Source organism: Aeromonas sp. S9(2024), assembly GCF_041403185.1.
Lineage (GTDB): Bacteria > Pseudomonadota > Gammaproteobacteria > Enterobacterales > Aeromonadaceae > Aeromonas > Aeromonas enteropelogenes.
Genome location: NZ_JBGLRE010000002.1, coordinates 23,697 through 36,559, shown reverse-complemented (window position 1 = coordinate 36,559; position 12,863 = coordinate 23,697). Strand labels below are relative to the sequence as shown.

General features: G+C 60.4%; 12 protein-coding genes. 10 read left to right on the top strand and 2 right to left on the bottom strand.

Annotated elements, in window-relative coordinates:
- Window positions 1–113 precede the first annotated feature (113 nt).
- Window positions 114–1,439, bottom strand: a complete 1,326-nt coding sequence (locus ACB028_RS03455; protein ID WP_223378379.1) for an amino acid permease — start codon at window positions 1,437–1,439, stop codon at window positions 114–116.
- A gap of 242 nt (window positions 1,440–1,681) precedes the next feature.
- Between ACB028_RS03455 and ACB028_RS03450 the strand changes: the two genes are divergently transcribed.
- The 8 genes from ACB028_RS03450 to ACB028_RS03415 all read left to right on the top strand — a co-directional run bounded on the left by ACB028_RS03450 (window position 1,682) and on the right by ACB028_RS03415 (window position 9,896).
- Window positions 1,682–2,068 carry a Rid family detoxifying hydrolase gene (locus tag ACB028_RS03450; RefSeq protein ID WP_042027430.1) on the top strand — a complete coding sequence of 129 codons (387 nt, stop codon included), beginning with the start codon at window positions 1,682–1,684 and terminating at the stop codon, window positions 2,066–2,068.
- Between the two features lie 22 nt (window positions 2,069–2,090).
- Complete coding sequence (locus ACB028_RS03445; protein ID WP_371143514.1) at window positions 2,091–3,380, top strand: serine dehydratase subunit alpha family protein; 1,290 nt, start codon at window positions 2,091–2,093, stop codon at window positions 3,378–3,380.
- A gap of 67 nt (window positions 3,381–3,447) precedes the next feature.
- Window positions 3,448–4,101, top strand: a complete 654-nt coding sequence (locus ACB028_RS03440) for a transcriptional regulator (protein ID WP_026456447.1) — start codon at window positions 3,448–3,450, stop codon at window positions 4,099–4,101.
- Between the two features lie 75 nt (window positions 4,102–4,176).
- Complete coding sequence (gene rstA, locus ACB028_RS03435) at window positions 4,177–4,884, top strand: two-component system response regulator RstA (RefSeq protein ID WP_371143513.1); 708 nt, start codon at window positions 4,177–4,179, stop codon at window positions 4,882–4,884.
- A 21-nt stretch (window positions 4,885–4,905) separates the two neighbouring features.
- Window positions 4,906–6,231: a two-component system sensor histidine kinase RstB gene (gene rstB / locus ACB028_RS03430; protein WP_371143512.1), complete on the top strand. Its 1,326-nt coding sequence runs from the start codon at window positions 4,906–4,908 to the stop codon at window positions 6,229–6,231.
- Between the two features lie 53 nt (window positions 6,232–6,284).
- A complete protein-coding gene (locus ACB028_RS03425; RefSeq protein ID WP_026456445.1) occupies window positions 6,285–6,467 on the top strand; it encodes a hypothetical protein in 183 nt (60 codons plus the stop codon).
- Window positions 6,468–6,735: 268 nt separating this feature from the next.
- Window positions 6,736–7,929, top strand: a complete 1,194-nt coding sequence (gene fabV / locus ACB028_RS03420) for an enoyl-ACP reductase FabV (protein WP_026456444.1) — start codon at window positions 6,736–6,738, stop codon at window positions 7,927–7,929.
- Between the two features lie 326 nt (window positions 7,930–8,255).
- Window positions 8,256–9,896, top strand: a complete 1,641-nt coding sequence (locus ACB028_RS03415) for a mechanosensitive ion channel family protein (RefSeq protein ID WP_371143511.1) — start codon at window positions 8,256–8,258, stop codon at window positions 9,894–9,896.
- 130 nt (window positions 9,897–10,026) lie between these two features.
- Here the strand turns inward: ACB028_RS03415 and ACB028_RS03410 are convergent, their stop codons facing one another.
- Window positions 10,027–11,241, bottom strand: a complete 1,215-nt coding sequence (locus tag ACB028_RS03410) for a pyridoxal phosphate-dependent aminotransferase (RefSeq protein ID WP_216991924.1) — start codon at window positions 11,239–11,241, stop codon at window positions 10,027–10,029.
- A 393-nt stretch (window positions 11,242–11,634) separates the two neighbouring features.
- Here ACB028_RS03410 and ACB028_RS03405 point away from each other — a divergent pair, with 393 nt between their 5' ends.
- Window positions 11,635–11,847 carry a DUF1653 domain-containing protein gene (locus ACB028_RS03405; protein WP_042072798.1) on the top strand — a complete coding sequence of 71 codons (213 nt, stop codon included), beginning with the start codon at window positions 11,635–11,637 and terminating at the stop codon, window positions 11,845–11,847.
- A gap of 269 nt (window positions 11,848–12,116) precedes the next feature.
- Window positions 12,117–12,806, top strand: coding sequence for an aquaporin Z (gene aqpZ / locus ACB028_RS03400; RefSeq protein WP_371143510.1), 690 nt, complete (start codon window positions 12,117–12,119; stop codon window positions 12,804–12,806).
- The last annotated feature ends 57 nt before the right edge of the window (window positions 12,807–12,863 follow it).

Below are 12,863 nucleotides of genomic sequence, written 5' to 3'. Positions count from 1 at the left end.
GGAGGTTGAGCTGGCTCTCATCCGGGCCTTGATAGCGGCGAGTTGCCAGGCGAAGTCGCTATCCAGAAAAAGGGCCACCCGGGGTGGCCCTTTTGTTGTGTCGTCACCGCGACTTAATTGAACGCCAGGAAGGGCGATACGCAGAGCAGCAGACCGGTGATGATGATGATGTAGAGGGAAGTGCCCTTGTACTTGTGCAGCGCCGGCACCTGATAGACCAGATAAGCCGGGATGAGGCAGCCCACCATGCCGAAGATGGGGCTGCAGATGGAGGTAAAACTCAGCACGGGGGCGTTGAGCACGATGGCGCCCCAGGAGAGCATGACGGTAAACACCATGATCCCTTTGCCTACCAGATCCCGGTTGATGCGCTCATCGGGCATGACGCGGCGCAGCAGGTTCATGGTCAGCCCCTGGCAGGCTTCCCGAAAACCGAGATAGACGCCGAAGTAGGCGGTCATTACCGCGAAGATGTTGAGGGTCAGGCTCAAGAGTTTGAGGGTCTGGCCCGGCACGCCCTGTGCCACCATGGCCAGCGCCGAGATGTTCTCCTCGGAGGCTTTGACCGCCTGCTCGTGGCCCATGGCCAGGGTGAAGGAGATGGCGTAGAAGAAGACCACCACGAACAGGATGCCGAAGGCGATGTTCATGGCACGCATGGCCTTGAAGCGGGCCACCTCCAGGGATTTTTCCCGCGAACGGTAGGAGATCACCATGGGGCTCAGGCTTTGGATAAAGAGGATGGAGGTCAGGGTGAAGGGGAGCATGATGACGGCATCCTTCATCCAGTGACCGACGGTGGGCATGGCGGTGATATTGGCCGCATCCCATTTGTCCACCATCATCAGACCGAGCAGGGCTACCACGCTGATCTTGGTCAGTACCATGAAGCTGGAGATCTTGAACAAGAGGTTCTCGCCGCGGGATGCCAGCGCCACCAGGGCGCAGATCAGGACCAGACCGTAGAGCGGGTTTTTCGAGAGCAGGGTGTCGGTGATGCCGAAGCTATGGAGGAAGGAGGCGCTGTCATTGGTGATGGCGGTGGAGTAGACAAACACCCAGATCACCAGCATCACGAAGTAGAGGGCGCCGAGCAGCATGCCCCAGTTCTTGCCCAGGTAACCCGTGATGACGCTGGGGTAATCCTTGCACTCGGGGGAGGTGGCCAGGGTATTGATGAAGAGGCGCTGGAACATGTACATGGCCGGATAACCGATCACCGCCGACAGCAGGAAGACCCACAACCCCATCAGCCCCACCTGTACCGGCAGGAAAACGATCCCCGCCCCGATGGCCATGCCGATGCTCATGATGATCCAGCCCCAGTCGGTGCTGTCAAAACGAACCGCCTCTTTCCATTCCAGTGTGCCCATCAGCGGGCCCTTGTGTATTGCGCTACCCGTGCCCGTGGCGGGCTGGGTGGTTGCCGTTGTGTACATATCTAGAGTCCCTTGTTTTTGTAATGGCAATGAATCTGGTGCAAATATAGTTGAATAAAAAGTTGGCAGACAATGCTCTTATATCCAAAGAAGGAGGTCGATCACGCTTTTTGTTTACAATAAAACGGAATTTATGACTACATCTTTAGTTTTTAGTTGAATAACTCAATTAATAAGCAAATAATGTTGAGTGAAAGCAAAACAATGTTTGCAAAAATAATTGCATATTAAGGAGTGGCGATATGAAGAAACAGGTCATAGTGGCGAATGCCGCACCCGATGCCATCGGGCCCTACAGCCATGGCACTGCCTATGGCGATCTCATCTTTACCTCCGGTCAGTTGCCGGTCTGCAAACAGCAAGGGGGCGTGGTGGAAGGGGGCATCACGGCCCAGAGCCAGCAGGCGCTGGAAAACCTGAAATCCGTGCTGGAGGCGGGTGGCGGCTCGCTCGATACCGTGCTCAAGACCACCTGTTACCTGGCGGAGATCAGTGATTTTGCCGCATTCAATGCGGTTTATAAACGCTATTTCCAGCAGGATTGTCCGGCGCGAAGCTGTTTCGCGGTGAAAGATCTACCCATGGGGGTCAGGGTGGAAGTCGAAGCCATCGCCCATATCGCCCGTTAATGCACACAGAAAGGTTCTCGCAATGAAACAAGCATGGCAGCAGTATCTGAAGATTATTCAACAGGTTGTCAAACCGGCGCTGGGCTGTACCGAGCCCATCGCCGCCGCTTATGCCGCGGCCGTCGCCGCTCGGGCGCTGGGGTGTGAGCCCGAGCGTCTGGCGGTGGTGGTCTCGGACAATCTCTACAAGAACTCCATGGGGGTCTATGTACCCGGCACCGGCAAGATAGGGCTGGCCATCGCCGCGGCAGCCGGCGCCATCGGCGGCAAGGCTGATGCCGGGCTCGAGGTGCTGGCGGCCATCACCCCGGAGCAGGTGGCCCGTGCCCAGGCCCTGATCGACGCAGGGTCCGTGCTGGTCAGTCGCACCGAGGCCCCTGAGTTCATCTACTGCCGGGTGACAGTGTCCGGTCATGATGAGCAGGGTGAGGAGCACAGCGCCGAGGTGACCCTGTGCGGGGGGCATACCCGTATCGTCGAGCAGCGTCGGGATGGGGAGATCACCTTCGCGGCGGACCCGGCCCAGAGTGGTGCCACCGGGGCCATTTGCGACGGAGTCGACATCAGCATCGCCGCCATCCACGAATTCGCCACCCAGGTGGAGTTCGAGCAGATCCGCTTCATCCTGCAGGCCTCCGAACTCAACGGCAGGCTCTCCGACGAGGGGATGAGCAATCCCTATGGTCTCGAGATCGGGCGCACCATGCAGCAGAACATCCAGGCCGGCCTCATCGGCGAGGACGTGATGAACCGCATCGTGATGCGCACCGCCGCCGCCTCCGACGCCCGCATGGGGGGCGCCAGCCTGCCCGCCATGAGCAACTTCGGCAGCGGCAACCAGGGCATTGCCGCCACCATCCCCGTGGTGGTGATCGCCGAGCGCTATGGCGCAAGCGAAGAGCAGCTGGCTCGCGCCCTCATCATGAGCCATCTGGGCGCCATCTATATCAAATCCCACTATCCGCCGCTGTCGGCATTTTGCGGCAACACGGTCACCAGTGCGGCCGCCGCCATGGCCATGGTCTATCTGGCGGGGGGGAGCTTCGAGCAATCCTGTCATGCCATCCAGAACGTGCTGAGCGACAGCGCCGGCATGGTGTGCGACGGGGCGAAAGCCTCCTGCGCCATGAAGGTGAGTACCTCCTCCAGTGCGGCGGTGCGCGGCTTCCTGATGGCCCTCAACAGCCACTCGGTTTCGGGGCAGGGGATCGTCGCAGGCAACGTGGAACAAACCATCCGCAACGTCGGTCAGATGGTCAAGGACGGCATGGCTGCCACAGACAGCACCATTATTGATATCATGTCCGCCTGAGTGTCCCTGTCGGCTGCTGCCCGGCGCCCCGAGTCCGGCGCAGCAGCCCCTGCATTAAGGTCCCAATGTGAAGCTGCAAGAGTTGAGTCCGAGTGATTTCGAGATCCTCAAGGCGATGGAAAACATAGTGGATGGCATCGCCGCCATGTATGGCCAGCATACGGAGGTATTGCTCCACAGTCTGGATGCGCGCAACCCCTCGATCATCAAGATTGCCAACGGCCATATCACGGGCCGCAGCGTCGGTGCTCCCATCACCAACCTGGCGCTGATGAAGCTCAAGAGCGGGCAGGATATCTCCAGCCCCTACCTGACCAAGTGCGCCACCGGCAAGACGCTGCGCTCCCTCACCACCATCATTCGCAATGGCGAGCACCAGCCGATCGGCATGCTGTGCATCAACACCGACATGGATGCCCCGCTGCAATCCGTGCTGCGGGCCATGATGCCGGAGTGCATGCACACCCACGAGCATTCCACCACCCCCGAGGTGTTCGCCCGCAACATCGACGAGGCCCTCAACAGCACCATCGACACCATCAGCAGCGAGGTGCGGGGCAACGAGGCGGTACCGCCATCCCAGAAGACCCGGGTCATCGTCAACCAGTTGCACGACATGGGGATCTTCGAGCTCAAAGACAGCGCCCAGATCGCCGCCCGCCAGCTTGGCATCTCGGTGCACTCCATCTACCGCTACCTGCGGGAGATCAAGAAGGGGTAATCTGGGACCACAACGTCAAAAGTGGCCGCGTAACATCCCGAATGGTTTTTCCCTTGCTGCCAACGAGCGCTTTTTATGCAACGTATTCTGTTTGTTGAGGATGACCCCGAGATTGGCGAGTTGATCAGCAACTGGCTCGGACGTCACGAGATGGAAGTGATCCTGGAGTGCAGGGGAGACAGGGCGCTGGCCAGATTCGAGGCCGAACGGCCAGATCTGGTGCTGCTCGATATCATGTTGCCGGGGCTCGATGGCATGTCCCTGTGCAGGGCATTGCGACCGCGCTTTGGCGGCCCTATCGTCATGCTCACCTCCCTCGACAGCGACATGAACCAGATCCTGAGCCTGGAGCTGGGGGCGAACGACTATATCCTCAAGACCACGCCCCCGTCCGTGCTGCTGGCCAGGTTGCGGGTGCAGTTTCGACAGTACCAGCAGGCGCCGCAGCCGATGGCGGTGACCTCGGCGCCCCAGGCCCTGCAATTTGGCCGTCTGTGCGTCGATGGGGCGGGGCGGGATGTGCGGCTCGACGGTCAGAGCATTGCCCTCTCCACCGCCGATTTCGATCTGTTGTGGGAGCTGGCCTGCCACGCCGGCCAGATCCTGGGGCGGGAAGCCCTGTTCCAAAGCCTGCGAGGCCGGGAGTATGACGGGCTGGATCGCAGCATGGATGTCGCCATCTCCCGCTTGCGGCGCCGGCTCGGCGATGACACCAATAACCCGGTGCGCATCAAGACGGTCCGCCAGAAAGGCTATCTGTTCGTGCCCCACGCCTGGGAATAACCGGGAGCAGCAAGGAGCATCATGCGCCGCCTCTTTATCCAGTTTTATCTGTTGCTGATGGGCTGCTTCACCTTGGCGATCTTGCTGGTGGGCATGGTCTATCAGGTCACCGCCGAGCGGGCGGGGGATCGCTATCTGGAGCGGATGATGCAAGGCTCTCTGGGCCTGTTGACGGCGGAGCTGGCCAAGCTCTCTCCCGAACTCTGGCCGGAGCGCCTGCGGGTGCAGAGCCACCAGCTCACCCTGCCACTCAAGGTCGGGGCGCTGGCACAGCAACCGCTGGCACGGGAGGATCAGGCCTTTCTTGCCGCGGGCAATATCGTGATCGTCGAAGAAGATGACACCTTCTTGCAGCGCATCCCGGGTACCGAACAGGTGCTGATCGTCGGCCCCGTGCCCTATCTCTCTTATCTTCATGAACTTCACTGGGTTGATGTGGGGTTGCTGCTGCTGATCGGGCTCTCCCTCGGGGTGCCCATCCTGCTCTGGCTGCGTCCCCACTGGCGCGGTTTGCAACAGCTGGAACGCACGGCCCGTCTGGTTGGCGACGGCGATCTCTCCCGTCGCACCAATCTGCCGGCGGGGAGCAGCCTGGCAAGGGTGGGGCGAACCTTCGACGAGATGGCCGCCCAGCTGCAGGCCATGCTGGCCAGTCGCAAGCAACTGACCGATGCCATCGCCCATGAGTTGCGTACCCCGCTGGTCAGGTTGCGCTATCGCCTTGCGATGCTGGAGCCCCAGCCAGCGGCGCCGGATCAGCAGGCACTGGAGCGTGATCTGGGGGCGCTGGATGCCCTGATCGAGGAGATGCTCACCTACGCCAGGCTGGACAGGCCCGAGATGCCGCTGCAGCGCGACGAGATCGAGCTGGGGGCGTGGGCACGGCAGCACAGCGCCGACTGGCAGGCGCTGCAGCACGATAAAGAGCTGGTTTTCGAGCTTCAGCCCATCGACATGCCCTGGTGCGGCGATCAACGGCTGCTGGCCCGGGCCGTGGAGAATCTCATCGGCAATGCCCTGCGCTATGCCGAGCACAGGGTCGTCTTCACCATCTCGCGCTTGCAGGATCGTTACCTGCTGGAGGTGAGTGACGACGGGCCCGGTATCGATCCGCAACTGGCCCCGCAAATCTTCGAGCCGTTTGTCAGGTTGGACAAGAGTCGTGACCGCCGCACCGGTGGCAGCGGCCTCGGGCTGGCCATAGTGCGCAGCATTGCCCGCCATCACGGGGGAGAGGTGGCCCTGCTGCCCGGTGACGGCGGTGCCCGTTTCTGCCTCACCCTGCCTGTACATTTGGATACAAACCGTCACCAACCACTCACGGAAGCGCGGCCCCCTTCCCCTTAGGATGAAGTCATGGAGAAGGCTCCATGACACCCACCTGAATAAGGAAATTGAAGATGAAAAAGATCATTCCCCTGACCCTGGCCGCCGTTTTCGCCCTCACCTCCGGTTTCACCATGGCTGCCACCCCGACCAAGTCTGCGGCGCCGCAAACCACCCAGACCAAGGTGGTGAAAAAACACCATAAAGCAGCTCATGCCAAGGCGCCGGCCGTCAAGGTAGCCCCGACCACCAAATAATCGCCCCCTGCCGGCGCGATAAAACACAAAAGGGAGGCTGATGCCTCCCTTTGATGTTGTTAGTCCCGATAACTGCCGTTCGATTGAGTTGTGAGCAAGGGGTCTGCGAGTTGCGCTTCATTTCATCCGCGAGGGTTCTGTTTTGGGTAGCAGGTAGCCTGCGAGATGCCCGTTTTTGCCGCAGTTCAACACATCAGAGCACCTAATCCCGGCAAGATGAGGTATCTTATGCCCCGATTTCATCCATCAAACGGATAAGAGACAACACATGATCATCAAACCCAAGGTTCGCGGCTTTATCTGCACCACCACTCACCCGGTCGGGTGCGAAGCCAATGTTCGTCGTCAGATTGCCTATACCCAGGCCAAGGGCACCATCGAGAATGGTCCCAAGAAGGTGCTGGTGATCGGCGCCTCCACCGGTTATGGCCTGGCGTCCCGCATTGCCGCCGCCTTTGGCTCCGGTGCCGCCACCCTCGGCGTCTTCTTCGAAAAAGCCGGCACCGAGACCAAGCCGGGCACCGCCGGCTGGTACAACTCCGCCGCCTTTGACAAGGCCGCCAAGGAAGCGGGCCTGTATGCGAAAAGCGTCAACGGCGATGCCTTCTCCAACGAGTGCCGTGCCAAGGTGATCGAACTCATCAAGCAGGATCTGGGTCAGGTTGACCTGGTGGTCTACTCCCTGGCCTCTCCGGTGCGCAAGATGCCGGAAACCGGCGAAGTGGTACGCTCTGCCCTGAAACCCATCGGCGAGGTTTACACCACCACCGCCATCGACACCAACAAGGATCAGATCATCACCGCCACCGTCGAGCCGGCGAATGAGGAAGAGATCCAGAACACCATCACCGTCATGGGCGGTCAGGATTGGGAGCTGTGGATGGCTGCCCTGCGCGATGCGGGCGTGCTGGCCGATGGCGCCAAGTCCGTGGCCTACTCCTACATCGGTACCGATCTGACCTGGCCCATCTACTGGCATGGCACCCTGGGCCGCGCCAAGGAAGATCTGGACCGCGCCGCCGCCGCCATCCGTGGCGATCTGGCTGCCAAGGGCGGCACCGCCCACGTGGCCGTGCTGAAATCCGTGGTCACCCAGGCCTCTTCTGCCATTCCGGTGATGCCGCTCTATATCTCCATGGCGTTCAAGATCATGAAGGAGAAGGGCATTCACGAGGGTTGCATGGAGCAGGTGGATCGCATGATGCGCACCCGTCTGTACGGCGCCGATCTGGCGCTGGACGAGCAGGCCCGCATCCGCATGGATGACTGGGAGCTGCGCGAAGACGTACAGCAGACCTGCCGCGACCTGTGGCCGTCCATTACCAGCGAGAACCTCTCGGATCTGACCGATTACACCGGCTACAAGCAGGAGTTCCTGCGCCTGTTCGGTTTTGGGCTGGACGAGGTGGATTACGACGCGGACGTGAATCCGGACGTGCAGTTCGACGTGGTCGAGCTGTAAGCCGGTTGTTCGTGAAAACAGGGCCCTGCGGGGCTCTGTTTTTTTATGGCCGTCTACCGGTTTTATCGAATCAGTACGAGTCCTTTTTGATGGTGTGCCCAGATGCCTGTGAGTTAGGTTGCAAAATGGTGTGGCGGCCTCTTTCGCCGCCATCGCCGCGGTGCTATTACTGCTGGTAATCTTTGTTATAACTCGGTTTTTTGCAAAAATGGATGGTGTTCCGGCGTGTCACGGATGACGGCAAGATCTGGATTGAGCCGGTTGACCCAATCCCGTGACAGGGCGTGGCCATCATGATGGGACCTGGCGGTCAATAGGGAGAGATTATGGGGCATAGAGGGATGATCAGGCTGGCAGGGATGCTGCTGGCCCTGCTCATGGTCAATAGTGGGTGGGCGGCGGAGCCGAGGCTGGAGCCGACCGAGCAGGAGCGGGCCCAGACCCTGACCCTGTTTCATGAGCCCATCGTGATGCTGCAAGCGAAATTCGGCCGCCTGGACGGGGCGGCCAGGGTGCGGATCGTCAAGGAGCGGGTGCAACAGTTGCAGCCCGAGGATTTGACCCATCCTGTGATCGTGGTCAGCTCGACCCGACTCGGCCAGGAGGCCAGGGAATTCAGGATCCATGACAAGCACCTGCTGGTGCTGCTGGAAAAGGATCTGGAGTGGCTCGATGAGCTGACCCTGGATCAGGCTGCCGAGCGGGTGCGGGTGAGGCTGGAGAATGTGCGGATCAAGGTGCTGGAGCTGCACTCCAACGCCTATCTGATCAAGGCCGCGGGCAAGACGGTGCTGGTGACCCTGATTTTTCTGGTGGTGGTCCAGCTGCTGCGGCGGGGTCACCTGCGGGCGCGCCGCTGGTTTGCCAACAACCTGCTGCAGCAAAAGGGGCTGATCCCCCATCAATGGCGTCAGGTGCTCGGCGATCTGGAGATCCGCGTCATCGGCGTATTCACCTTGCTGGTGATCCTGCTGCTCACCTATGGCTGGCTCACCTATGTGCTGGGACTGTTTCCCCATACCCGGGTCTGGAGCGAGCAGTTGGGCTCCTCCCTGCTGGGGCTGTGCAGCGACATCCTGAGCGGGATCATCGCCGCCATGCCGGGGCTTGCGACCGTGCTGGTCATCTTCGTGCTGACCAAGCTCTTTATCCGCATGCTGGCCGTCATCTTCGAGCGCATCGAGCGTGGCCAGTTCCGGGTGCAGGGGTTGCATTCCGAGACGATAGGGGCGACCCGCCGTCTGCTCTCCGTGGTGATCTGGCTGTTTGCCCTGACTGTCGCCTACCCCTATCTGCCGGGGGCCGATTCGGATGCCTTCAAGGGGGTGAGCGTCTTCTTCGGTCTGATGGTGACCCTGGGCTCGGCCGGGATCATGAACCATGCCATGAGCGGCCTGGTGCTGATCTACTCGCGGGCCCTGCGGCCGGGGGATTTGGTGCAGATTGGGGAGGTGGAAGGGGTCGTCACCGAGCTGAGCGCCCTCTCGACCAAGCTGGTGACCCGTCATGATCACGAGGTGACCCTGCCCAACGCCGTGGTGGTAGGGGGCAAGGTGACCAACCTGAGCCGGTTGTCGAGCGACAAGGGTATCGCCCTGCTCACCAAGGTCACCATCGGCTATGACACTCCCTGGCGCCAGGTGCATGCCATGCTGGAGCTGGCGGCCAGGCGCTGTCAGTTGATCAATCAGGAGGAGGCGCCTCTGGTGCGCCAGCTCAATCTGCAGGACTGGTATGTGGAGTACGAGCTGCAGGTGCGGATGAAAGAGGGGCTGTTGCCCGGCCCGGTCAGAACCGAGCTGCACGGCCACATCCAGGATGTATTCAACGAGTTCGGGGTGCAGATCATGTCCCCCAATTTCGTCGCCCAGCCGGAACAAGCGGTGCTGGTGCCCCGGGAGAATTGGTATCAGGCCCCTGCAGTACCGCCCGCCGAGGTGGCAACCGGGGAGAAAGGGAAGAAATAACCCACAAAGCGGGCCTCGCAGTGCGAGCCTCCCGCCATAAAAAAATCCGAAGCGGTGCAGACCGCTTCGGATTTTTTATGGTCGGCCTGCTGCTGGCGAGCCGCAGGCCAGGGCAGACGCCGCGTTGCGGTTACTGCTTGTAGCCCTTGAGGAAACGGGCGAGACGACCGATGGCATCCTCCAGCTCCTCTTCCCGGGGCAGGAACACCAGGCGGAAGTGATCCGGCGCCGGCCAGTTGAAGCCGGTGCCTTGCACCAGCAAGAGCTTCTCCTGCTGCAGCAGGTCGAACACCATCTTCTGGTCGTCGCGAATGTCATACACCTTGGGATCCAGGCGCGGGAACATGTAGAGCGCCCCCTTGGGCTTGACGCAGGAGACCCCGGGGATCTCGTTCAAGAGCTCCCAGGCCTTGTCGCGCTGGCGGCGCAGGCGCCCGCCCGGCAGGATCAGCTCGTTGATGCTCTGGTAGCCGCCAAGGGCGGTCTGAATGGCGTGCTGCATGGGCACATTGGCGCACAGCCGCATGGAGGCCAGCATCTCCAGCCCCTCGATATAGCCGCGGGCGCGCCCCTTGGGCCCGGTAATGACCATCCAGCCCTGGCGGAAGCCGCAGGCGCGATAGGCCTTGGAGAGGCCATTGAAAGTCACTACCATCACATCGTCACACAGGGTGCAGACGCTGGTGTGGGAGATGTCGTCGTAGAGGATCTTGTCGTAAATCTCGTCGGCAAAAATGATGAGGTTGTGCTGGCGGGCGATCTCGATCACCTCCAGCAGGAACTCGCTGCCGTAGACGGCGCCGGTCGGGTTGTTGGGGTTGATCAGCACCAGGCCGCGGGTGCGCGGGGTGATGCGGGCACGGATGTCGTCGAGATCCGGATACCAGTCGGCCCCTTCGTCACAGCGGTAGTGCACCGCATGGCCACCGGAGAGGGTGACGGCCGCAGTCCACAGCGGGTAGTCGGGGGAAGGCACCAGCATCTCGTCGCCGTTGTTGAGCAACGCCTGCATCGCCATCACGATGAGCTCGCTGGCGCCGTTGCCGATGTAGATGTCGTCGATATCGACCTTGCGCATCCCTTTTTGCTGGTAGTACTGCATCACCGCCTTGCGGGCCGAGAAGAGCCCCTTGGAATCGCAGTAGCCTTGGCTCTGGGGCATGTTGAGGATGACATCCTTGATGATCTCTTCCGGTGCATCAAAACCAAACGGCGCCGGGTTGCCGATGTTGAGCTTGAGGATGCGGTGTCCTTCGTCTTCGAGACGGCGAGCCTCTTTATGCACCGGGCCGCGGATGTCATAGCAGACATCGTCGAGCTTGTGCGACTTGTCGATAGTGAACATGGTGACTGTGATTCCTTCCCCGTGGGGACGCGTTGGCGAAAAAGGCGGTTTTTAGTATCAAATTTCCCTTCCCCTATTCTTCACAGAATTGAATGCTAGAACAATCTTCTTTTTAGTAGAAATTCCTGATTTTTAGCTCCAAAACAGGGTTGTTAAAAAGTTAAATTCAGCATGATCGTTTGTGTGATATCGGGATCGCCAGTGAAAGATGATGGGTTGATTAACAAAGCTACCTGACTGTGTTGAAATTATCACGCTCTCTGGCACGATTGGCTTGCGGAAAAATTCGTCTTCCACTCCCCGTTTTTGACAGCAAACCGGCGGGATGGCGTGAGCCAGCCCATGCACGCCGGTATCATCGTTTTATCTCGTTCAATCCCAGGAGGGATCTCCATGCATGCACCCGTACCCGGCCGTTATCGTCACTTCAAGGGGGGGCTTTATCAGGTCCTCACCTTGGCCTTGCACACTGAAACCGGGGAGCAGCTGGTGATCTATCGCTCCGAGCAGGATGGCGAGGTCTATGCCCGTCCCGTGGCCATGTTCATGGAGTGGATTGAACATCAGGGAGAGGTGGTGAGCCGCTTCACACCGGTCGGGGAGTGAGGGGGAAGCGCGTCCCCGGAGGTGGGCAAGCGGTCTGATGGAGTCAAAATGGTCATAAGTTGTCGCATGAAACTTATCCTCATGAGGCCGGCACTTCGCGGCACTACTGATAAATGCCTTATCTAATCAATGCTTTGTGATGTGAGTCACAAATTTTGAACATCCCGGGCAGGGTTCGCATCCCGGATTCACACTCCCATAATGTCGCACCTGTTAAATCGTGGGCTCTGTACGGAGCTTTTAAGTGTCACTTTATGGGGAGAAATCGCGTGAGACCTGTTGCTGCCGAATTTATTGGAACCTTCTGGCTGGTGCTGGGAGGATGTGGAAGCGCCGTATTGGCGGCGGCCTTTCCGGATGTTGGGATCGGTCTGCTGGGGGTCGCCCTGGCCTTCGGCCTGACGGTACTGACCATGGCTTTTGCCATCGGTCATGTCTCGGGTTGCCACCTCAATCCGGCGGTCACCGTGGGATTGTGGGCGGGTGGCCGTTTTCCGGCGACCGGGGTCGTGCCTTACATCGTGGCCCAGGTGCTGGGCGGCATTGTTGCAGCCGGCGTGCTCTATGTGATTGCCAGCGGCCAGGCCGGATTTGATCTCTCCGCCGGGTTTGCCTCCAACGGGTATGGCGAACACTCGCCGGGTGGCTACACCCTGACGGCTGCGCTGGTGTGCGAAGTGGTGATGACGGCTGTCTTCCTGTTCGTCATCATGGGGGCGACCGACAGCCGCGCGCCGGCCGGTTTTGCACCGATCGCCATCGGCCTGTGCCTGACTCTGATCCACCTCATCAGTATTCCGGTGACCAACACCTCGGTCAACCCGGCCCGCAGTACCGGTGTGGCCCTGTTTGTCGGCGACTGGGCGACCAGCCAACTGTGGCTGTTCTGGGTTGCGCCGATTGTCGGGGGCATTCTGGGGGCACTGGCCTATCGTCTGGTGGCTGACGAGCAGAAGTAAGCGCTCGCCATAACATGTGTGGTCTCGACACGCCTGCGGGCGTGTTTTTTGTTTTTG

What these genes read in the sequence shown, in the direction of transcription:
- ACB028_RS03455 (WP_223378379.1), bottom strand. Translation starts at nt 1,439, where the DNA reads ATGTACACAACGGCAACCACCCAGCCCGCCACGGGCACGGGTAGCGCA.
- ACB028_RS03450 (WP_042027430.1), top strand. Translation starts at nt 1,682, where the DNA reads ATGAAGAAACAGGTCATAGTGGCGAATGCCGCACCCGATGCCATCGGG.
- ACB028_RS03445 (WP_371143514.1), top strand. Translation starts at nt 2,091, where the DNA reads ATGAAACAAGCATGGCAGCAGTATCTGAAGATTATTCAACAGGTTGTC.
- rstA (WP_371143513.1), top strand. Translation starts at nt 4,177, where the DNA reads ATGCAACGTATTCTGTTTGTTGAGGATGACCCCGAGATTGGCGAGTTG.
- rstB (WP_371143512.1), top strand. Translation starts at nt 4,906, where the DNA reads ATGCGCCGCCTCTTTATCCAGTTTTATCTGTTGCTGATGGGCTGCTTC.
- ACB028_RS03425 (WP_026456445.1), top strand. Translation starts at nt 6,285, where the DNA reads ATGAAAAAGATCATTCCCCTGACCCTGGCCGCCGTTTTCGCCCTCACC.
- fabV (WP_026456444.1), top strand. Translation starts at nt 6,736, where the DNA reads ATGATCATCAAACCCAAGGTTCGCGGCTTTATCTGCACCACCACTCAC.
- ACB028_RS03415 (WP_371143511.1), top strand. Translation starts at nt 8,256, where the DNA reads ATGGGGCATAGAGGGATGATCAGGCTGGCAGGGATGCTGCTGGCCCTG.
- ACB028_RS03410 (WP_216991924.1), bottom strand. Translation starts at nt 11,241, where the DNA reads ATGTTCACTATCGACAAGTCGCACAAGCTCGACGATGTCTGCTATGAC.
- ACB028_RS03405 (WP_042072798.1), top strand. Translation starts at nt 11,635, where the DNA reads ATGCATGCACCCGTACCCGGCCGTTATCGTCACTTCAAGGGGGGGCTT.